The following is a 20,747-nucleotide window of genomic DNA, read 5'->3' as shown; positions in this document are numbered from 1 at the left end:
CTTGATTATGCGAGAATCCGGGTGCCAATCGACACGCCGTTGAAAAGGGTTGGCAGCTGTTCAGCATGACGCCAGCTGGCAATATCCACCGGGCGGCCCAGCGTACGCGCCGCGTCGAGCGCCGCATGCACTTTCACAATCATGCCATCGGTAATAATGCCCTGGGCAATCAGCTGCTCGGCTTTGGCTGCAGTCATCTCGGCGATACGCTGACCTTTGCCGTCCAGAATACCGCTGACGTCCGACAGCAGCACCAGATCGGCACCGATGGTCGCGGCCAGTGCAGTCGCAGCCTGGTCAGCGTTGACGTTCATCAGTTCACCGCCGTCGGTGATGCCAATCGAGCTGATTACCGGCATATAGCCCGCGTCCAGCAGCGTATTCAGCAGCTGCGGATTGCCCGGCGTGGCGTTGCCCACGTGACCCAGCTCTTCATCGAACTGCGCCACATTCACCAGGTCCGCATCGCCAAGGCACAAACCCACCGCGCCGATGCCGTACTTCTTCGCCCACGCCAGCAGCGTTTTGTTGGCGGTGCCGGCCAGCGCACCGGTAATAATGTCGATCTGATCGGCTGGCGTCACGCGCAAACCGTTCTTCTTTTTCACCGGCAGCGCCAGTTTCTTCATCAGCTCGTCCACCAGGCAGCCGCCGCCGTGGACAATGATCAGCGGACGCTGGTGCTGCGTGCGGTACGCCAGCAGGGCATCAAACAGACGCGCCAGCGCTTCTTCGCTATCCAGCAGTACACCGCCCAGCTTAATGATCAGAGGATTGCTCATGGTCAGGTTATCCGTCCGTTAAATCAGAGACAGCGTTTCGGGGAAGCCGAAACGAATATTGAGACACTGCACCGCCTGTGAGGAGGCGCCTTTCAGCAGGTTGTCTTCCGCTGCGACAACAATCAGGTGCTCGCCCTGCACGGCAAAGCCGATATCGCAGAACGGCAGGCCAACCACCCCTTTCAGCGCCGGTACGCCTTTGTCGTACAGCCGCACCAGCGGTTTGTCGTGGTAAGCGCTGTGGAACGCCGCCGCCACATCCTGCTGGCTCACGCCGGCGTTCAGACGACAGGTGATGGTTTCCAGAATGCCGCGCGGGAAATTACCGAGATGCGGCGTGAAGATCACCGGCGTGCCGAGATGGGCCACAATCTCCGGATGGTGACGGTGATTGAAAAGGCCGTACGGCTGCAGGCTGACTTCACAGAAGCTGGTGGTGACGCTGGCTTTACGCCCGGCACCGCTGACGCCACTGGTGGCATTGATGACCGGCCACTGAGCCGGATTAAGCAGGCCAGCCTTAATCAGCGGCTTAAGCGCCAGCTGCGCGGCGGTCGGATAGCAACCCGGCACCGCCACCAGCTGCGCGTCCTTAATCTGCTCGTGGTTCCATTCGGCCAGGCCGTAAACGGCTTTGTCGAGCCACGCCTGGTGCTGATGGCTGAAACCGTAATACTGTTGATAAAAGCCGTCGTCGTTAACGCGGAACGCACCTGAGAGGTCGAACACCACGCAGCCGGCTTTCAGGAATTCCGGGGCCAGATCGTGGCTGACTTCGTGTGCGGTGGCGAGGAACACCACATCGACCTTGCCGGCCCACTCTGCGGCATCACCCAGCGGCTGCAATGGCAAATCGACCCTGCCTTTCAGCTGCGGATGGAGATCGGAGAGTAACTTTCCGGCATCCGGGCTTTGCGCTGAAACCGCCAAAGCGGTTATGTTCATATGCGGGTGGCGATTCAGGTAGGTGGCAAGCTCTACGCCAGCATAACCACTGGCACCAACGATCAGCGTATTCAACATCAGGCTGTATACCTTATTACAGTCACACGTATCGGGTCGCGGCATTGCCCCGTTGCCCACGATGCCGTTTGCAGCTTTTTTCAGTTCACATGCAGACGACGTTAATGTATTTTTATTCACTATTAATGCATTAATATTGATACATCCTAACCCAGGGACCGTCAACAGTGAAGACAAAAATTCCACCTTTTATCGAACTCTACCGCCAGCTGATTGCGACACCGTCGATCAGCGCCACCGACAGCGCGCTGGATCAGAGCAATGAAACTTTAATCAATTTGCTGGCGGGCTGGTTCCGCGATCTCGGCTTCAGCGTGGAAGTCCAGCCGGTGCCGGGTACACGCCACAAATTCAACCTGCTGGCGCGCAGCGGCAGCGGCGCAGGTGGCCTGCTGCTGGCGGGCCATACCGACACCGTGCCGTATGACGACGGCCGCTGGACGCGCGATCCCTTTACCCTGACCGAACACGACAACAAGCTGTACGGCTTAGGCACCGCCGACATGAAAGGTTTCTTTGCCTTTATTCTTGATGCGCTGCGTGACGTTGACGTGACGAAGCTCAGCAAACCGCTGTACATCCTTGCCACCGCCGATGAAGAGACCACGATGGCCGGCGCGAAATACTTCTCTGAATCGACCCAGCTGCGGCCGGACTGCGCCATCATCGGCGAACCGACGTCGCTGAAACCGGTGCGCGCCCACAAAGGCCACCTGTCGCACGCCATCCGCATTCAGGGTCAGTCCGGTCATTCCAGCGATCCGGCGCGCGGCGTGAACGCTATCGAGCTGATGCATGAATCCATTACTCAGCTGATGCAGCTGCGTAATACGCTGAAAGAGCGCTATCACCACGACGGCTTCGCCATTCCGTATCCGACCATGAACTTTGGCCATATCCACGGCGGCGACGCGGCGAACCGCATCTGCGCCTGCTGCGAGCTGCATATGGATATCCGTCCGCTGCCGGGACTGACGCTGAGCGATCTCGACGGTTTACTCAATGAAGCGCTGGCGCCGGTGAGCGCGCGCTGGCCGGGCCGTCTGACTGTCGGTGAGCTGCATCCGCCGATTCCCGGCTACGAATGCCCGGCCGACCATGAACTGGTCAAAGTGGTGGAGAAGCTACTGGGCGTGCCGACAGAAGTGGTGAATTACTGCACCGAAGCGCCGTTTATCCAGCAGTTGTGCCCGACGCTGGTGTTAGGGCCTGGATCCATCAATCAGGCGCATCAGCCAGACGAGTTTATTGATACCGCATTTATTAAGCCGACTCATGCGCTTATCACTCAGGTTGTGCAGCATTTTTGCCATTGATGATTAAAAGATGGGGCATTTCACTGCGAAATCAGCAAATTGCCCCGTCATTATCCGGGATTTGATAATAAGAATAACTTATCCCACCTCCTGTCAATTAAATTCGATGAATTTCCGATAGTTAGCAGCACGATACCGGCAATTTAAGTCAATTGACGAACAGGAAGAACCGTGGCTAGATAAAAGACGATGTTATGCCCGTTGGGTATAGAGGTTTTATATTTAAGACGATAAGGGTGTCAGGGTCACATGAACGAACAATATTCCGCAATGCGAAGTAATGTCAGTATGCTCGGCAAACTGCTCGGGGATACGATAAAGGATGCACTGGGAGAGAACATCCTCGATCGGGTGGAGACCATCCGCAAGCTCTCTAAGTCATCCCGTGCAGGAAATGACACTCATCGTAAGGAACTGCTCTCCACGCTGCAAAACCTGTCTAACGACGAGCTGCTGCCGGTGGCACGCGCGTTCAGCCAGTTCCTTAACCTCACCAACGTGGCAGAACAGTATCAAACCATTTCGCGCAGCGGCGACGGTGCTAACCATCCGGAGCTGCTGAAAAAGACCTTCGAGCGCCTGAAGCAGCAGAGCGATCTCAGCGAGCCGGCCATCCGCCAGGCGATTGAGGAGCTGTCGCTGGAGCTGGTGCTCACCGCCCACCCGACCGAAATTACCCGCCGCACGCTGATCCACAAGCTGGGCGAAGTGAACAGCTGTCTGCAACAGCTCGACCACAGCGACATCACCGACTACGAACGCAACCAGGTCATGCGCCGTCTGCGTCAGCTGGTGGCGCAGGCGTGGCACACCGATGAGATCCGTAAATATCGCCCGACGCCGGTAGATGAAGCCAAATGGGGCTTCGCGGTGGTAGAGAACAGCCTGTGGGAAGGCGTACCGGCGTTTCTGCGCGAGCTGAACCAGCAGGTGGAAGAGAGCTTCGGCATCCAGCTGCCGGTGGATTTTGTGCCAATCAAATTTACCTCGTGGATGGGCGGCGACCGTGACGGTAACCCGAACGTCACCGCACCGATTACCCGCCACGTGATGCAGCTAAGCCGCTGGAAAGCCGCCGACCTGTTCCTGCGCGACATCGGCGTGCTGGTGTCCGAGCTGTCGATGTCCGAGTGCAGCGACGAAGTGCGCGAACTGTGTGGCGATGCGGAGGCGCTGGAGCCATATCGTGTGATTCTGAAGCGTATCCGCAGCCAGCTGATGAGCACCCAGAGCTATCTGGAGCGCCGTCTGAAGGGTGAGCGCCTGCCGCGTCCGGCCGATCTGCTGGTTTCTAACGATCAGCTGTGGCAGCCACTGTTTGCTATTTACCAGTCGCTGCAGCAGTGCGGCATGGGCATCATCGCCAACGGCCAGCTGCTGGACACGCTGCGCCGCGTGAAGTGCTTCGGCGTGCCGCTGGTGCGCATCGATATCCGTCAGGAGAGCACCCGCCACACCGAAGCGATTGCCGAAGTGACGCGCTATCTCGGACTGGGCGACTACGAAAGCTGGTCAGAAGCCGACAAGCAGGCGTTCCTGATCCGTGAACTGAATTCCAAGCGGCCGCTGCTGCCGCGGCAGTGGGAGCCCAGCGACAACACGCGTGAAGTGCTGGATACCTGCAAAGTGGCGGCAGAAGCGCCGCAGGGCTCGATTGCCGCCTATGTGATTTCAATGGCCAAAACGCCGTCTGATGTACTGGCGGTGCATCTGTTGCTGAAAGAGGCCGGCATCCCTTACGCAATGCCGGTGGCGCCGCTGTTTGAAACCCTCGACGACCTCAACAACGCCAATGACGTGATGAGCCAGCTGCTGAATATCGACTGGTATCGCGGCTTCATCAACGGCAAGCAGATGGTGATGATTGGCTATTCCGACTCGGCAAAAGATGCCGGCGTGATGGCAGCCAGCTGGGCACAGTATCAGGCCCAGGATGCGCTGATTAAAACCTGCGACAAAGCCGGCATTACCCTGACGCTGTTCCACGGACGCGGCGGTTCGATTGGCCGCGGTGGCGCACCGGCGCATGCAGCCCTGCTGTCACAGCCGCCGGGCAGCCTGAAAGGCGGCCTGCGCGTGACCGAACAGGGCGAAATGATTCGCTTCAAATATGGCCTGCCGGAAGTCACCATCGCCAGCCTGTCGCTTTACACCGGGGCGATTCTGGAAGCCAACCTGCTGCCACCGCCAGAGCCAAAACGCGAATGGCAGGAGATCATGAACGGCCTGTCAGCCTATTCGTGCGCCATGTACCGTGGCTATGTGCGTGAAAATCCGGACTTCGTTCCCTACTTCCGCTCGGCGACGCCAGAGCAGGAGCTGGGTAAACTGCCGCTCGGATCGCGCCCGGCGAAACGGCGTCCGACCGGCGGCGTAGAGTCGCTGCGCGCCATTCCGTGGATCTTCGCCTGGACGCAGAACCGCCTGATGCTGCCCGCGTGGCTGGGGGCCGGCGCGGCGCTGCAGAAAGCGATGGACGAAGGCCATCAGGATCAGCTGGAAACCATGTGCAGCGAATGGCCGTTCTTCGCCACGCGCCTCGGCATGCTGGAGATGGTGTTCTCGAAGGCTGACCTGTGGCTGGCGGAGTATTACGATCAGCGTCTGGTGGATAAATCGCTGTGGCCGCTCGGCAAACAGCTGCGCGATCAGCTCGATGCCGACATCAAAGCGGTGCTGACCATCGCGAACGATGCGCATCTGATGGCGGACCAGCCGTGGATCGCCGAATCCATCGCGCTGCGTAACGTCTATACCGATCCGCTCAACGTGCTGCAGGCGGAACTGCTGCAGCGTGCGCGTGCGCAGGAAGAGCGCGGCGATGAACCTGATGCGCGCGTAGAACAGGCGCTGATGGTCACTATCGCTGGCGTCGCGGCCGGCATGCGTAACACTGGCTAACGGCTGGCGGCGCATCACAGCAAGAAGGGGGCCCTGAGGCCCCCTTCTCTTTTTTATCCTTTCACGCTTATGCCGCCAGCGTCGGGCGAACACCCAGCGTGTGGCAGATGGCGTAGCTCATCTCGGCGCGGTTCAGCGTGTAGAAATGAAAGTCCTTCACCCCTTCGCGCGACAGGATTTTCACCATGTCCATGGCGATGTTGGCACCGACCATTTTGCGCGTCTCCGCATCATCATCCAGCCCGTCAAACATGGCGTTCATCCAGCCCGGTACGCGCACGTTGGTCATGGTGGCGAAACGCTGCAGCTGTTTAAAGTTGGAGACCGGCAGAATGCCCGGCACGATCTCCACGTCGATACCGGTAGCCACGCAGCGATCGCGAAAGCGCAGATAGCTCTCCACGTCGAAGAAAAACTGGGTGATCGCGCGACTGGCGCCGGCATCAATTTTTCGCTTCAGATTGATCAGATCCGCCTGCGCACTCTTCGCTTCCGGATGCACTTCGGGATAGGCCGCTACCGAGATATCAAAATCACCGACCTCTTTCAGCAGCGACACCAGATCGCTGCCGTACATGTCTGGTTTGCCGCCGCCCGGTGGTAAATCGCCGCGCAGCGCCACGATATGGCGAATGCCGTTATTCCAGTAGTCTCGCGCAATGGCGCGCAGTTCATCGCGCGTCGCATCAATACAGGTGAGATGCGGTGCCGCTTCCAGTCCGGTGCGCTCTTTAATGCCTTTGATGATGCTGTGAGTGCGGTCGCGCTCGCCGGAGTTGGCTCCGTAAGTTACCGAGACGAATTTGGGTTTCAGGCTGCTCAGGCGGTCGATGGAGTTCCACAGAGTTGCTTCCATTTCGCTGGTGCGGGGCGGGAAAAACTCAAAAGAGACATTAATTTGCCCGTTCAGCTCAGCCAGGCTCTGGTTCAGCGCTTCGCGCTGATTGGCATGAAAGAAACTCATCCTGTTACCTCATCATCACATATCGATTAATTTGCGAACCGCGAACATCCATACGTTTAGACGTCCAGATGCACAAAATGAACGATCTTCAGCTTAGCGTCAACATAAAATTGTTTGCCGGGCGTGACAAATATTCAACCAAAGTGAAAGGGATTCACCTGACGGGGAAGCAGAGGGAAAAACGCAGACAGCGGACGCCGTCTGCGCAGCAGGTTTACAGCAGTTGGGCGAGACGATTGATATCAGACTGGAGCGCACCGGCGGTGACATCCCGGCCGGCGCCCGGCCCGCGGATCACCAGCGGATTGTCGCGATACCAGCGGCTTTCAATAGCAAACACGTTATCGCACGGCAGCAGCGCCGCCAGCGGATGCTCCGGACGCACCGCTTCCACGCCGACGCGCGCTTTACCGTTGGCATCGAAACGCGCTACGTAGCGCAGCACCAGCCCCATCTCCTGTGCGGCTTCGAAGCGCTGCAGCATCTGCTCGTTCAGCTCGTCGGCGTTTTCGAAGAAGTGGTCGATGGATTCGCCTTCGCACTGTGACGGCACTAGCGATTCAACCCGCACCTGATCCGGTTCGATGTCGTAACCGGCTTCGCGCGCCAGAATCACCAGTTTGCGCATCACGTCCTGACCGGAGAGATCGACGCGCGGGTCGGGCTCGGTTAAGCCCTGCTGCCACGCCTGATCGACCAGCTCGCTGAACGGCACCGTGCCGTCAAACTGCAGGAACAGCCACGACAGCGTGCCGGAGAAGATACCGCTGATCGCCAGAATGCTGTCGCCGCTTTCGCGCAGGTCGCGCACCGTGTGATTGACCGGCAATCCGGCACCCACGGTCGCGTTATACAGCCAGTGGCGACCGGTTTTGGCGAAGGCATCGCGTACCTGACGCCAGCTCTGGCCGCTGGCAGCGCCGGCCACTTTGTTGGCGCTGATGACGTGGAAGCCGTGGCTGGCAAAATCATGATACTGCTGCGCCAGCGAATCACTGGCGGTGACGTCAAGCACCACCAGATCGTCAAACGGGTGTGCGCGCATCCACAGGAACAGCGACTCTTCGTCGCGCGCTTCGGCCTCATCATCAAAGAAGGCCAGCGCCCGACTGGCGTCGAGACCGTCATAGCTCAGCAGGCTGCGGCTACTGTCCGCCACGCCCGCCAGCACAAACTCGAACCCGGTACGAGCCGACAGCGTCTCCTGCTCGCGCGCGAACAGCTCCAGCCAGCGTGAGCCGATATTGCCTTTGCCGAACAGAATCAGGCCGATGCGCTTCTCGGCGCGGAACAGCGACTGGTGCAGTCCCTGAATCAGGTGCTGGGTCGGTCCGACACGCAGCACCGCCACCAGGCTGATGTGATCTTCTGACTGCCAGACGAATTCGACCGGCTGGTCTTTGATCTGCTGCCAGAAGCGATGGCTGTGCAGCGGATTACGCGTTACGCCAGCACCGACCAGCGCCACCAGCGCCAGACCGTCGCGCAGCTGCAGATGACCGGGCAGCGCCGCGTCCTGCAGCAGGTTAAAGGCGCTGTTGACCACTTCCGAGGTGTAACACAGCTGCAGCAGGCGACGATCCGGATGGATACCCATCGCCAGCGGACGCAGCTGCGCGCGCTTCAGCAGCAGATCGATCTCTTTCTGCTGGGTAGCAAAATCGTGGCTATCGGGAATCTGAATCTCAACCAGGCAGACATCGTCGTGGCTGGTGACAATGCGCGCGCCGGTGCCGGACGCCAGCACGCGCTCAATGCGCGTTGAGCCCTGCTCCGGCTGATAGCTGCAGCGCAGCTGTAAATCGATGTCGCTATTGGAGACCGGCTGCAGCGTACGCGTGTGCAGCACCGGCGCCGCCAGTCGGGCCAGCTCGCTGGCCTCATCCAGCCGCAGCAGCGGCAGCAGGCAGGCATCGGAAACCTTGCGCGGGTCCGCGCTGTAAACGCCAGCCACGTCGCTCCAGATGGTGACGCGGTTCACGCCCGCCAGCGCGCCAATCTGCGTTGCCGAGTAGTCAGAGCCGTTACGGCCGAGCAGCACGGTTTCGCCCGCTTCGCTGCGGCTGATAAAGCCCGTCACCACCAGACGCTTATGCGGATGCTGCGCCAGCAGCGCCTGCAGCAGCGGCCAGGATTTGCCTTCATCTACCTGCGGCTGCGCCGCACGTTCGGCACGCAGGAAGTCGCGCGCATCCAGCCACGCCGCTTCGATATCGCGCTGGCTGAGCACCGCCGCCATCAGGCGCGCCGACCAGATTTCGCCGTGGCCGACCACTTCGGCGTACACCGCATCGGTGATGGCGCCGTCGAGCAGCGCCGCCAGGCGTTCAAGATCGCGGATGAAGGCTGCGGTCAGGGTTTCTGCATATTCAGCAGGCAGCAGTGCAGCGATCAGCTCGCTGTGAAAACGGCGTAACGCCTGTTGCACCTGATGGGCCGATAAGCGATCGCTCTGACTCAGTTTGAGCCAGCTGATCAGCTGGTTAGTGGTGCTGCCTGCGGCAGAGACCACCATTAAGTCGCCCGGCTGGCTGTAATCGGCCATGATACCGGCGACGCGCTGATAACAGCGCGCGTCGGCCAGGCTACTGCCACCAAATTTATGCAACTGCTTGATCGGCGTTCCCGCGCCTGCTGAAATCGTCATGGTTACCCCTCGGCTGCGATCCTGAATGCATTATCCAGGTCGGCGATTAAATCTTCGTGATCTTCAATTCCGACAGAAATACGCAGCAGCGAGTCGGAAATGCCCGCTGCGGCACGCGCGTCCGCCGACATGCCGGCGTGCGTCATGGTGGCGGTGTGCGAAATCAGACTTTCCACGCCGCCCAGCGACTCCGCCAGCGTAAACAGCTGCAGCGCCTTCAGGAAGCGGCGCAGCCGCGCCTCATCGGCGTCGAGTTCAAAACTGAGCATGGCGCCAAAACCGCGCTGCTGACGCGCGGCAAACTGGTGGCCGGCGTTCTCTGGCAGAGACGGATGATACAGCTTTTTCACCAGCGGTTGTTGCTTCAGGTAATCAACAATCGCCAGGGCGTTACGCTGCGCCGCCGCCATGCGCGGTGCCAGCGTGCGCAGGCCGCGCAGCAGCAGATAGCTGTCAAACGCCGCGCCGGTGACGCCAATGTTATTCGCCCACCAGGCGAGTTCCGTGACCAGCGCCGGATCTTTAGCGATGACCGCACCGGCCACCACGTCCGAGTGACCATTGAGATATTTGGTGCAGGAGTGGATCACCAGATCGGCACCCAGCGCCAGCGGGTTCTGCAGCGCCGGGCTGAGGAAGGTGTTGTCCACGACGCTCACCGCACCGGCAGCACGCGCGGCGGCGCAGATGGCCGCAATGTCCACCACGCGCAGCAGCGGATTGCTCGGGCTTTCGACCAGCACCAGCTTTGGTTTTTCCGCCAGCGCCGCCGCCAGTGCCGCTTCATCGCCCTGATCGACAAACTTCACGCGGTAAGCGCCGCGCTTGCTCAGGCTGTCAAACAGACGATAGCTGCCGCCGTAGCAGTCGTGCGGCGCCACCAGCAGATCGCCTGGCTTCAGGAACACCGTCGTCACCAGATGAATCGCCGACATCCCGGTGTTGGTCAGCACCGCGCCCGCACCCCCTTCCAGCTCAGCCAGCGCGCGCTGGACCACATCGCGCGTCGGGTTACCACGGCGTGAATAGTCATGCGCGCGCGGCTCGTTGAAATCGAGGAAGTTATAGGTGCTGGAGAGGTGAATCGGTGGGACAACGCAGCCATATTGCTCGTCATCATTCAAACCGCTGCGTACTGCGATGGTTGCCTGTTTACGCGTCATGGTGCTTACTGTTCCTGAAGTGTAATAAAAAAGTGGCAACAGAATAACATTCCGCAACTGGACGTCAATACATCTGGACATCTAAATGTCTTTGCGTATAGATTGAGCAAAGCCGCAATACCCGCTAAAATTACGCGTCATCGCCTGGTGTTCAGCGCGCTTTCCTGTGAAACGCGATGTGTAAGCATAAAACCGGCAGTTTAAGCGGTCAGGCATCGAAAAATCGGGCATAATCAACGGATTTCCCCATATTCAACTTTTTATTGATTAAGGTAACCCATGGCTGAATGGAACGGCGAATATATCAGCCCTTACGCTGAACACGGTAAGAAGAGCGAGCAGGTTAAGAAGATTACAGTTTCTATCCCGCTGAAAGTGCTGAAGATTTTAACGGATGAGCGTACCCGCCGTCAGGTGAACAATCTGCGTCACGCCACCAACAGCGAACTGCTGTGCGAAGCCTTTTTGCATGCCTTCACCGGGCAACCGCTGCCGAATGATGTTGATCTGCGTAAAGAGCGCAGCGACGAGATTCCGGAAGAAGCAAAACAGATTATGCGTGAGATGGGCATCGATCCCGACAGCTGGGAATACTGAGGCCAGAAATAAAAAAACCCAGCCGAGGCTGGGTTTTTTCTTGCAACCGAATCGTGAAGATTCGCCGGCAAATAATCTTATTTCTTGCTGCCTGGGATGCTGAAACGCTTGTTGAAGCGATCAACACGACCACCAGAGTCAACAACACGCTGCTTACCGGTGTAGAACGGGTGGCATTTGCCGCACACGTCCAGGTTCAGGGTACCAGTCATGGTTGAACGGGTGTTGATCACGTTGCCGCAAGAGCAGGTGATGGTCACAGCTTCGTATTTCGGGTGAATACCTTGTTTCATGGGAGAACCTCATAAAAGGCCGTGTCGCTCTCCGTGCCAGGCGAACCTGCACAGCACCACACGCGGTTAATAAATGGTGTATCTTTGACGAGTCATCTCATCAAAGGCGGCATAGTATACAGAAAATGAGCGCATTGATCAAATCCGCGCAATGCGCCGTGCTCTGCCATGCCGGGGAAACGCCTGCAGCCAGCGCCGCCGCGCGCTGAAGTATGACGGGGGTGACGCCAGCGTGTACACTACTTCTCCTTTTTACAGAACCGGATAGAGATCGACATGCCCGTTGTTCAGGTTGCCCTGCCCGTTCCGCTGCCTCGCCTGTTTGACTACCTGCTGCCCGCCGATGCGCCGCAGCCGGTGGCCGGCGCGCGCGTGAGCGTACCGTTCGGCAACCGGAAAATGACGGGCATCGTGGTTAGCACGCGCGCCACCAGCGATCTCCCCCTTGCCCAGCTGAAGCAGATTGATGCGTTGCTCGACGACCGCTCGCTGTTCTCACCCGCGCTGTGGCGCATCCTCAACTGGGCCGCCGGCTACTATCACTCTCCGCTCGGCGAAGTGCTCAGCCATGCGCTGCCGGTGCTGCTGCGTCAGGGCAAGCCGGCCCAGGAAGCGCCGCTGTGGCAGTGGGTGGTGAACGAAGCCGGGCGCGAAGTGGCGCTGGAAAGCCTGAAGCGCGCGCCGAAACAGCAGCAGGCGCTGGCGGCGTTGCGTCAGCGGCCGCTGTATCGGCATCAGATCGGCGAGCAGGATTTTACCGATGCCGCGCTGCAGGCGCTGCGTGCCAAAGGGCTGTGCGACCTGCGCGAACATGCGCCACAGCAGCACGACTGGCGCACCAGTTTCGCGGTGAAAGGTGAACGGCTGCGGCTGAATACCGATCAGGCGATGGCGGTGGGCGCCATTCGCAGCGAGGACGAACATTACGCCGCGTGGCTGCTGGCAGGCATTACCGGATCGGGTAAAACCGAGGTCTATCTCAGCGTGCTGGAGAATGTGCTGGCGCGCGGTAAACAGGCGCTGGTGCTGGTGCCGGAAATTGGCCTGACGCCGCAAACTATCGCCCGTTTCCGTGAACGCTTCGATGCGCCGATTGATGTGCTGCACTCGGCGCTCAATGACAGCGAGCGTCTGGCGGTATGGCTGCGCGCGCGCAGCGGCGAGACCGCCATCGTCATCGGCACACGATCCGCGCTGTTCACACCGCTGGCGCGGCCGGGCGTGATCATCATTGATGAAGAACACGACAGCTCCTACAAACAGCAGGAAGGCTGGCGCTACCAGGCGCGCGATCTGGCGGTATTCCGTGCTCACGAAGAAGATGTGCCGATTGTGATGGGATCGGCGACGCCGGCGCTGGAGACGCTGCACAACGTGCGTGTCGGCAAATATCGCCAGCTCAACCTGACCAAACGCGCCGGTAACGCCAAACCGGCGCTGCAGCAGCTAATCGATCTCAAGGGACAGCAGCTGAAAGGCGGTCTTGCGCCGGCGCTGCTGGGCAAGATGCGCCAGCACCTGCAGGCGGATAATCAGGTTCTGCTGTTTCTCAATCGCCGCGGCTTTTCGCCGGCGCTGATGTGCCACGACTGCGGCTGGCTGGCGGAGTGCCAGCGTTGCGACAGTTATTACACGCTGCATCAGCAGCATCGTCAGTTGCGCTGTCACCACTGCGACAGCCAGCGTCCGCTGCCGCATCAGTGTCCGGGCTGCGGTTCCACCCATCTGCTGCCGGTCGGCGTGGGCACGGAACAGCTGGAGCAGCAGCTCAGCACGCTGTTTCCTGGCGTACCGGTGTCGCGCATCGATCGCGACACCACCAGCCGCAAAGGCGCGCTGGAGCAGCATCTGGCCGATGTGCATCGCGGCGGAGCGCGCATTCTGGTCGGCACGCAGATGCTGGCCAAAGGCCATCACTTCCCGGACGTGACGCTGGTATCGCTGCTGGATGTCGATGGCGCGCTGTTTTCTGCGGATTTCCGTGCCGCCGAGCGCTTTGCCCAGCTCTATACGCAGGTCGCAGGGCGCGCCGGCCGCGCCGGTAAGCAGGGCGAAGTGCTACTACAGACGCACCATCCGGAACATCCACTGCTGCAAACGCTGCTGCATCGCGGCTATTTTGCGTTTGCCGATCAGACGCTGCTGGAGCGTCAGTCAGTGCAGCTGCCACCGTGGACCAGCCACGCACTGTTTCGCGCTGAAGATCTGGATAACGCGCAGGCGGCGGAGTTCCTTACGCAGCTACGTAACCTGCTGGAAGCCAGCCCGCTCAAAGATGAGGCGATGTGGCTGATGGGGCCGGTGCCGGCGCTGGCACCGAAGCGCAGCGGACGCTGGCGCTGGCAACTGCTGCTACAGCATCCGTCGCGTAAGCGGCTGCAGCAGTTGCTGAGCAGTTCATTGCCGCTGGTCACCACCCTGCCCGCCGCGCGCAAAGTCAAATGGACGCTGGATATCGACCCCACCGAGAGTTAAGCCGCGCCACATCTGCGAGCCAGATCGAAAAAAGTCGCACAAGTCACAATTTTTATGCAAATTAAGTAACAACCTCACACGGCGTTGGGTTAACAATAGTGCCCGTCCCGGCTCTGGGCCGGCTATGTGTGAATATCTATGCGCTGTACCGCGTCAGGAGTTAACGTTGGATCAGAAGCAACCCTCATCGGCAGCCACCATGAAAGATGTGGCCGAGCAGGCTGGCGTCTCCACCGCCACGGTTTCGCGCGCGCTGATGAATCCGGAAAAAGTCTCCGCCGCGACCCGGCAGAAAGTGGAACAGGCGGTGCAGGCCGTCGGCTATGCGCCGCACGGTCTGGCGCGCAACGCCAAACGCGGCGACACGCAAACCATTCTGGTGATTGTGCCGGACATCTGTGACCCTTTCTTCAGCGAGATTATCCGCGGCGTGGAAGTGACCGCCGCGCAGGAAGGCTATCTGGTGCTGATTGGTGACTGCGCGCATCAGGATCAGCAGGAGAAAACCTTCCTTAACCTGATGCTGACGCGCCAGATTGACGGCATGGTACTGCTGGGTTCGCAGCTGCCGTTTGACGCCGGTATTGAAGATCAGCGCAATCTGCCGCCCATGGTAATGGGCAACGAGTTCGCGCCGGAGATGGCGCTGCCCACGGTGCATATCGATAACCTGACCGCGGCCTTTGAAGCGGTGAATCACCTGTTACAGCTGGGCCATCGGCAGATCGCCTGCATCACCGGACCGGAACATATCCCGCTCAGCCAGTATCGGTTGCAGGGCTACATCCAGGCGCTGCGCCGCAGCAATATCGCCATCGATCCCACGCTGATTGTGCACGGCGACTTTACCTTTGAAGCCGGTGCCAGCGCGCTGAAGCAGCTGATGAGCCTGCCGCAGCCGCCGAAAGCCCTGTTCTGCCATAGCGATCTGATGGCGCTGGGCGCGATGAACCAGGCGCGTAAGCTGGGAATGCGTATTCCGCAGGATCTGTCGGTGGTCGGCTTCGATGATATCGAGCTGGCGCAATACTACGATCCGCCCCTGACCACCGTGGCACAGCCGCGTTTTGCCATTGGCCGCGAAGCGATGCTGCTGCTGCTGGATGAGCTGCAGGGCAAACGGGTCAATAACGGTTCACGCCTGCTCGACGCCGAACTCCGCGTCCGCGGCAGTACCGCACCGGCAGCAAAACGCGAAAAATGAATGCGGGAACCCTGCATTTTCAGCAGATTCTGAAGGCAGACTGTGCTGGTCAAAGTTCCAGCCCTTGAGTAACATGACGCATTCCTTGCCGGGCAAAATTAACACCCCATTTACACGCCCAGTGGCATTTTTTTGAAGGGTATCAGAACGAAAGTGGCACAGAGAGATTACGTAGGCCGCGGGCGTTCAACAGGGACGCGTCGCAAAAAACCCGCAGGCCGCAGCAAGAAAAGCAAAGGCGGCTCCGGCACTTCAAAGCTGATGATAGTACTGGCCGTGGCAGTGCTGGTGACCTTTGCCGGTGGTTTATGGTTCATCTCGCATCACAAAAAAGAAGAAACACCGGTGATTCCGAATCATAAAGCCAACGGTAATGGCCTGCCGCCGAAGCCGGAAGAGCGCTGGAAGTACATCAAAGAGCTGGAAAATCGTCAGGTGACCGTGCCGTCGCCCACCGAGCCGTCTGCCGGTGGCGAAATCAAGTCGCAAACCCAGCTGACCGACGAACAGCGTCAGCTGCTGGAGCAGATGCAGGCCGATATGCGCCAGCAGCCGACCCAGCTGAATGAAGTGCCGTGGAACGAACAAACCCCGGCTCAGCGCCAGCAAACGCTGCAGCGTCAGCAGCAGGCACAACAGCAACAACAGCAGTTGCAGCGTCAGCAACAGCAGTTACAGCAGCAGCGTCAGCAACAGTTGCAGCAGCAGCGCCAGCAGGAATTGCAGCAGCAGGCGGCACGCCAGCAGCAGCAACAGGCCGCGCCGATCACTCGCGAGCCGGCGAAGCCGCAGGAGAGCGCCAAAGCCAAAACGGAAGAGAAAGCGAGCACCCAGCGCTGGATGGTGCAGTGTGGCTCGTTTAAAGGCACCGATCAGGCGGAATCGGTACGCGCCGGTCTGGCGTTTGAAGGTTTCGAAAGCCGCATCACGACTGGCGGCGGCTGGAATCGCGTGGTGATTGGGCCGTTTAAAGACCGCAGCAGCGCAGACAGCACCGTGAAGCGCCTGCACAGCTCCGGCCACAGCAGCTGTATCCCGCTCGCCCTGCCTTAACCCTCCCTGCTCGCCCCCGGCAATTTGCAGCATCAGATATTGCCGGGGGTTGAAACCCCACAGGATTACCCCATATCTGGTTGCATGATACGCCGCGCCCGCTGCGCGGTGTCTTTTTTCCACTGCAACAAGGGGTCTGCCCGTGACAACAATAGTAAGTGTACGACGCAACGGCCGGGTCGTGATCGGCGGTGATGGCCAGGCGACGCTCGGCAATACCGTAATGAAAGGCAATGTTAAAAAGGTGCGTCGTCTTTACAACGACAAAGTGATCGCGGGCTTTGCTGGCGGCACCGCAGATGCCTTTACCCTGTTTGAACTGTTCGAACGCAAACTGGAGATGCATCAGGGCCATCTGGTGAAAGCCGCGGTCGAACTGGCGAAAGACTGGCGTACTGACCGGATGCTGCGCCGCCTTGAAGCGCTGCTGGCGGTTGCCGATGAGAACTCCTCGCTGATCATCAGCGGTAACGGTGACGTGATTCAGCCGGAAAATGACCTGATTGCCATCGGTTCCGGCGGGCCTTACGCCCAGGCAGCCGCCCGCGCGCTGCTGGAGAACACGGAGATGGGTGCGCACGATATCGTAGCCAAAGCGCTGAATATCGCCGGTGATATCTGCATCTACACCAACCACAACATTAACTTCGAAGAATTACCGTCTAAGGCGTAAGGACCAAAACCATGTCTGAGATGACTCCACGCGAGATTGTCAGCGAGCTTAACCGCTTCATCATCGGCCAGGACGGCGCCAAAAAAGCGGTCGCCATTGCGCTGCGTAACCGCTGGCGCCGCATGCAGCTTGACGAAGAGCTGCGCCATGAAGTGACCCCAAAAAACATCCTGATGATCGGCCCAACCGGCGTCGGTAAAACCGAAATCGCCCGCCGTCTGGCGAAGCTGGCCAATGCGCCATTCATCAAAGTTGAAGCCACTAAATTCACCGAAGTGGGCTATGTCGGGAAAGAAGTGGATTCGATTATTCGCGATCTGACGGACTCCGCCATCAAGATGGTGCGCAGCCAGGCGATCGAGAAAAACAAATACCGCGCTGAAGAGATGGCAGAAGATCGCATTCTGGATGTGCTGATCCCGCCAGCGAAAAACAACTGGGGCCAGCCGGAGCAGAGCGCTGAGCCGTCCGCTGCGCGCCAGTCGTTCCGCAAAAAGCTGCGCGAAGGCCAGCTGGATGACAAAGAGATTGAGATCGATCTGGCTGCTGCACCGATGGGCGTTGAAATCATGGCGCCTCCGGGCATGGAAGAGATGACCAGCCAGCTGCAGTCGATGTTCCAGAACCTCGGCGGCCAGAAGCAGAAACCGCGTAAGCTGAAAATCAAAGATGCGATGAAGCTGCTGATTGAAGAAGAAGCGGCCAAGCTGGTGAATCCGGAAGAGCTGAAGCAGGACGCCATCGACGCGGTTGAACAGCACGGTATCGTGTTCATCGACGAAATCGACAAAATCTGTAAGCGCGGCGGCCAGTCGTCGGGCCCGGATGTGTCACGTGAAGGCGTACAGCGCGATCTGCTGCCGCTGGTGGAAGGCTGCACCGTGTCCACTAAACACGGCATGGTTAAAACCGACCATATCCTGTTTATCGCCTCCGGTGCGTTCCAGGTGGCCAGCCCGTCGGATCTGATTCCGGAGCTGCAGGGTCGTCTGCCGATTCGCGTTGAGCTGCAGGCGCTGACGGTCAATGATTTCGAACGCATCCTGACCGAGCCGAACGCGTCCGTGACCGTACAGTACAAAGCGCTGATGGGCACCGAAGGCGTTAACGTTGAATTCACTGAAGACGGCATCCGTCGCATCGCCGAAGCGGCGTGGCAGGTGAACGAAACCACCGAGAACATCGGTGCACGTCGTCTGCACACCGTGCTGGAGCGTCTGATGGAAGATATCTCCTACGACGCCAGCGATCGCCACGGCGAATCGATCACCATCGATGCCGAATACGTTGGTCAGCATCTGGATGAACTGGTGGCCGACGAAGATCTCAGCCGCTTCATTCTGTAATTCCAGTCAATACCCAGCCTTGCGCTGGGTATTTTTTTGCCCGCCCGCCAGCTGCACCCGATTATCCCATTGCCTCTGTTGTCGCTGCGCTGCAAAAGCGGGCGGATTTGATGTATCCTTTGCCTGTTTTCCTTAATGAGTTTTCCCAATGAAAGAACAAGAAAAAGCCGAGATTAAACGTCTCAGCGACCAGCTGGACGCGCTGAATCGCAAAGAACCGCAGCTGCTGGAAGCGGGCGATGCCGAAAAGCTTGGCGCGCTGCTGAAAGAGAAAGAGACGCTGGTGCAGGAGATTGAGCGTCTGCGCAACGTGCGCGAAGAGAAGCTGAGCAAAGAAGCCCAGCAGCTGAAAAAGCTGCCGTTCAGCCGTGAAATCACCAAAAAAGAGCAGGCAAACATGGGCGCGCTGAAGAAAAGCGTGCGCGGCCTGGTGGTGGTACACCCGATGACCGCGCTGGGACGCGAGATGGGGCTGAAGGTGATGACCGGCTACGCGAAGCAGCCGTTCTGATTGCCGTTACGCGGCGTGGGCCACGTCGCGTTCTGCCCCGGCAGCCTGCAGCACCTGCTGCGCCAGCGTATCCAGCAAGGCATAGCGGCGGCGATACTCCGCGCGCTTCTTGCTGGCAATCTCTTCCAGATCTTTACGTGCCATGCTCAGCGGCAGCGTAAACAGCTCATCACCACGCATTTCCCCGCCCAGTGACAGCCAGAACTCGCTATAGCTGGCAAAGAATTTATCACCTTTGCTGTGACGGTAGCGCAGACTGCGGAAAACATGGGTGGTATCGCCAACCGCGGTAATGGCCTGTACGCCGCACTGTGCCGCCAGAATAAATACCGCTTCCATCAGCAGACGCTTGGGAAATACGCCGTGTGCGGCTTTGGTGGCATCGCGAATAACGTCACTGGAAATATGTTTCCGCGGCCCCTGCAAGCCCCCAATTAATAGCGTGCGCTGCTGCTGTTCCTGAATAATAGAGAATGACAGCGAGGCCAGCGTCATATCCTGATAATTAAGCAGCAGCGTAATTTCCCCTTCCCGGTCGTAATGGCCGGAGCAGCAATAAAGCGCAAACTGCTCCTCGTTTTTGCCGTCGAAACGGGCAAGGAGATTACCGGTCGGGCTCAGCAGCAACTGGCGCAGCTGATTATTCGCCAGCCTGTCCATCAATTGATAATGATCGAGAATCGCCTGCGCACGCTGCGCCACGCTGAAACCGGCGCGCAAATAGGGACGATGCGGCTTAGCCGGCAGTAAGCCCTGGCTGTTTAACAGCTGCGGCAGAAAAGAGAGTCTGGCCAGCTGATGGAGATAATTAAAGGTGGTAAGTGGAAATACCGCTGACCTTAAGGCAAATTTCAGGCGAAATTGCTGGCTATTCCACAGCTTATTTGGCCGCAGCTTTCCACTGACTAAAGGTATAAACAGCGCAGCCGACGAAACGGAGTCCGGCTCAGAATGTGTAATAATAGACATGATTATTTTTACGTCGCGAGATAACTGAAGGCTACTGTATGCCCCAAAATATCAACGGCGCGTTAATAACCACTTTAGCCTGGTCATGACGTGATGTTTGTTGAGCTGCGGTTTAGGATGGCGATAAAAAAACCGGTGCACGCAGGCACCGGTTATTCACATAGCGTAAGCCAGAACTTATTTTGCCGAGGCGAAACGTGCCGCTGCTTCGTCCCAGTTCACCACGTTCCAGAACGCTTTGATGTAGTCAGGGCGCTTGTTCTGATACTTCAGATAGTAAGCGTGCTCCCACACATCCAGACCGATGATTGGGAAACCAGACACGCCAGCGATGGCTTCGCCCATCAACGGGTTGTCCTGGTTAGCGGTTGAAACGACCGCCAGTTTATCGCCTTTTTTCACCAGCCACGCCCAGCCAGAGCCAAAACGGGTCGCAGCCGCTTTCTCGAACTCTTCCTGGAATTTCTCAACGCTACCGAAATCTTTTTCGATTGCTGCTTTCAGGTCGCCCTGCAGCGTGGTGCCGGTTTTCAGGCCTTTCCAGAACAGGCTGTGGTTAGCGTGGCCGCCAGCGTTGTTACGCAGTGGGCCTTTTTTGTCTGCTGGCAGCTGATCCAGTTTGGTGATCAGTTCATCAACCGGCAGGTTTGCGAATTCGGTACCTTCCAGCGCCGCGTTGGCGTTGTTAACGTAGGTCTGGTGATGTTTAGTGTGATGGATTTCCATCGTCTGCTTGTCGAAGTGCGGTTCCAGTGCGTCGTAGGCGTACGGCAGGGATGGCAGTGAATAACTCATGTTCTTCCTCTCCATTTAGTGTTTGGCAGCACAAC

General features: G+C 58.8%; 17 protein-coding genes. 9 read left to right on the top strand and 8 right to left on the bottom strand.

The genetic code is table 11. The annotated features are described in order from the left end of the window. Positions 1-5: 5 nt before the first annotated feature. Positions 6-782 (bottom strand): acetylglutamate kinase, encoded by a 777-nt coding sequence (gene argB / locus AC6I79_RS00705; protein WP_125310725.1) that lies wholly within the window; start codon positions 780-782, stop codon positions 6-8. An 18-nt stretch (positions 783-800) separates the two neighbouring features. Further along, on the bottom strand, positions 801-1,805 hold the full coding sequence (gene argC / locus AC6I79_RS00700; RefSeq protein WP_058781919.1) for an N-acetyl-gamma-glutamyl-phosphate reductase: 1,005 nt from the start codon (positions 1,803-1,805) through the stop codon (positions 801-803). Between the two features lie 167 nt (positions 1,806-1,972). On the opposite strand from argC, the gene argE reads away from it, so the two are divergent. Both argE and ppc read left to right on the top strand, forming a co-directional pair. Then, the gene (argE, locus tag AC6I79_RS00695; protein WP_021506832.1) at positions 1,973-3,121 is read left to right on the top strand and encodes an acetylornithine deacetylase; all 1,149 of its coding nucleotides are present in this window, start codon (positions 1,973-1,975) and stop codon (positions 3,119-3,121) included. A gap of 249 nt (positions 3,122-3,370) precedes the next feature. Further along, a complete protein-coding gene (gene ppc / locus AC6I79_RS00690; protein WP_031279588.1) occupies positions 3,371-6,022 on the top strand; it encodes a phosphoenolpyruvate carboxylase in 2,652 nt (883 codons plus the stop codon). Between the two features lie 67 nt (positions 6,023-6,089). Here ppc and metF read toward each other — a convergent pair whose 3' ends face one another. From metF to metB, 3 genes are all read right to left on the bottom strand, one after another. Next, positions 6,090-6,986, bottom strand: a complete 897-nt coding sequence (gene metF / locus AC6I79_RS00685) for a methylenetetrahydrofolate reductase (protein ID WP_021506834.1) — start codon at positions 6,984-6,986, stop codon at positions 6,090-6,092. A 214-nt stretch (positions 6,987-7,200) separates the two neighbouring features. Further along, entirely contained in the window at positions 7,201-9,633 is a 2,433-nt protein-coding gene (locus AC6I79_RS00680; RefSeq protein WP_021506835.1) for a bifunctional aspartate kinase/homoserine dehydrogenase II, read from the bottom strand. Between the two features lie 2 nt (positions 9,634-9,635). Continuing rightward, positions 9,636-10,796 (bottom strand): cystathionine gamma-synthase, encoded by a 1,161-nt coding sequence (gene metB / locus AC6I79_RS00675; RefSeq protein WP_021506836.1) that lies wholly within the window; start codon positions 10,794-10,796, stop codon positions 9,636-9,638. Positions 10,797-11,075: 279 nt separating this feature from the next. On the opposite strand from metB, the gene metJ reads away from it, so the two are divergent. Beyond that, on the top strand, positions 11,076-11,393 hold the full coding sequence (gene metJ / locus AC6I79_RS00670; protein WP_007885403.1) for a met regulon transcriptional regulator MetJ: 318 nt from the start codon (positions 11,076-11,078) through the stop codon (positions 11,391-11,393). Between the two features lie 77 nt (positions 11,394-11,470). On the opposite strand, the gene rpmE is transcribed toward metJ, so the two are convergent. Further along, complete coding sequence (gene rpmE, locus AC6I79_RS00665) at positions 11,471-11,686, bottom strand: 50S ribosomal protein L31 (protein ID WP_021506837.1); 216 nt, start codon at positions 11,684-11,686, stop codon at positions 11,471-11,473. A 276-nt stretch (positions 11,687-11,962) separates the two neighbouring features. Between rpmE and priA the strand changes: the two genes are divergently transcribed. From priA to AC6I79_RS00635, 6 genes are all read left to right on the top strand, one after another. After that, on the top strand, positions 11,963-14,161 hold the full coding sequence (gene priA, locus AC6I79_RS00660) for a primosomal protein N' (RefSeq protein WP_058770775.1): 2,199 nt from the start codon (positions 11,963-11,965) through the stop codon (positions 14,159-14,161). Between the two features lie 166 nt (positions 14,162-14,327). Further along, positions 14,328-15,365 carry a DNA-binding transcriptional regulator CytR gene (cytR, locus tag AC6I79_RS00655; protein WP_021506839.1) on the top strand — a complete coding sequence of 346 codons (1,038 nt, stop codon included), beginning with the start codon at positions 14,328-14,330 and terminating at the stop codon, positions 15,363-15,365. A gap of 153 nt (positions 15,366-15,518) precedes the next feature. After that, positions 15,519-16,418 (top strand): cell division protein FtsN, encoded by a 900-nt coding sequence (ftsN, locus tag AC6I79_RS00650; protein WP_072208558.1) that lies wholly within the window; start codon positions 15,519-15,521, stop codon positions 16,416-16,418. Between the two features lie 142 nt (positions 16,419-16,560). Next, complete coding sequence (gene hslV, locus AC6I79_RS00645; protein ID WP_125310719.1) at positions 16,561-17,091, top strand: ATP-dependent protease subunit HslV; 531 nt, start codon at positions 16,561-16,563, stop codon at positions 17,089-17,091. A gap of 11 nt (positions 17,092-17,102) precedes the next feature. Further along, the gene (gene hslU / locus AC6I79_RS00640; protein ID WP_021506842.1) at positions 17,103-18,437 is read left to right on the top strand and encodes an ATP-dependent protease ATPase subunit HslU; all 1,335 of its coding nucleotides are present in this window, start codon (positions 17,103-17,105) and stop codon (positions 18,435-18,437) included. A 148-nt stretch (positions 18,438-18,585) separates the two neighbouring features. Continuing rightward, positions 18,586-18,948, top strand: a complete 363-nt coding sequence (locus AC6I79_RS00635) for a YibL family ribosome-associated protein (protein WP_021506843.1) — start codon at positions 18,586-18,588, stop codon at positions 18,946-18,948. A gap of 6 nt (positions 18,949-18,954) precedes the next feature. On the opposite strand, the gene AC6I79_RS00630 is transcribed toward AC6I79_RS00635, so the two are convergent. Both AC6I79_RS00630 and sodA read right to left on the bottom strand, forming a co-directional pair. Further along, on the bottom strand, positions 18,955-19,917 hold the full coding sequence (locus tag AC6I79_RS00630) for a VirK/YbjX family protein (protein WP_498027515.1): 963 nt from the start codon (positions 19,915-19,917) through the stop codon (positions 18,955-18,957). A 177-nt stretch (positions 19,918-20,094) separates the two neighbouring features. After that, the gene (sodA, locus tag AC6I79_RS00625; RefSeq protein ID WP_021506845.1) at positions 20,095-20,712 is read right to left on the bottom strand and encodes a superoxide dismutase [Mn]; all 618 of its coding nucleotides are present in this window, start codon (positions 20,710-20,712) and stop codon (positions 20,095-20,097) included. Positions 20,713-20,747: the final 35 nt, after the last annotated feature.

The organism is gamma proteobacterium symbiont of Scutellera amethystina, assembly GCF_059730845.1.
This window is presented reverse-complemented; position numbering and strand designations above follow the sequence as displayed.

Coding starts and splice junctions, on each gene's coding strand:
- argB (WP_125310725.1), bottom strand. CDS start 782: ATGAGCAATCCTCTGATCATTAAGCTGGGCGGTGTACTGCTGGATAGC.
- AC6I79_RS00680 (WP_021506835.1), bottom strand. CDS start 9,633: ATGACGATTTCAGCAGGCGCGGGAACGCCGATCAAGCAGTTGCATAAA.
- rpmE (WP_021506837.1), bottom strand. CDS start 11,686: ATGAAACAAGGTATTCACCCGAAATACGAAGCTGTGACCATCACCTGC.
- hslU (WP_021506842.1), top strand. CDS start 17,103: ATGTCTGAGATGACTCCACGCGAGATTGTCAGCGAGCTTAACCGCTTC.
- metF (WP_021506834.1), bottom strand. CDS start 6,986: ATGAGTTTCTTTCATGCCAATCAGCGCGAAGCGCTGAACCAGAGCCTG.
- priA (WP_058770775.1), top strand. CDS start 11,963: ATGCCCGTTGTTCAGGTTGCCCTGCCCGTTCCGCTGCCTCGCCTGTTT.
- AC6I79_RS00630 (WP_498027515.1), bottom strand. CDS start 19,917: ATGTCTATTATTACACATTCTGAGCCGGACTCCGTTTCGTCGGCTGCG.
- argC (WP_058781919.1), bottom strand. CDS start 1,805: ATGTTGAATACGCTGATCGTTGGTGCCAGTGGTTATGCTGGCGTAGAG.
- metJ (WP_007885403.1), top strand. CDS start 11,076: ATGGCTGAATGGAACGGCGAATATATCAGCCCTTACGCTGAACACGGT.
- ppc (WP_031279588.1), top strand. CDS start 3,371: ATGAACGAACAATATTCCGCAATGCGAAGTAATGTCAGTATGCTCGGC.
- AC6I79_RS00635 (WP_021506843.1), top strand. CDS start 18,586: ATGAAAGAACAAGAAAAAGCCGAGATTAAACGTCTCAGCGACCAGCTG.
- metB (WP_021506836.1), bottom strand. CDS start 10,796: ATGACGCGTAAACAGGCAACCATCGCAGTACGCAGCGGTTTGAATGAT.
- sodA (WP_021506845.1), bottom strand. CDS start 20,712: ATGAGTTATTCACTGCCATCCCTGCCGTACGCCTACGACGCACTGGAA.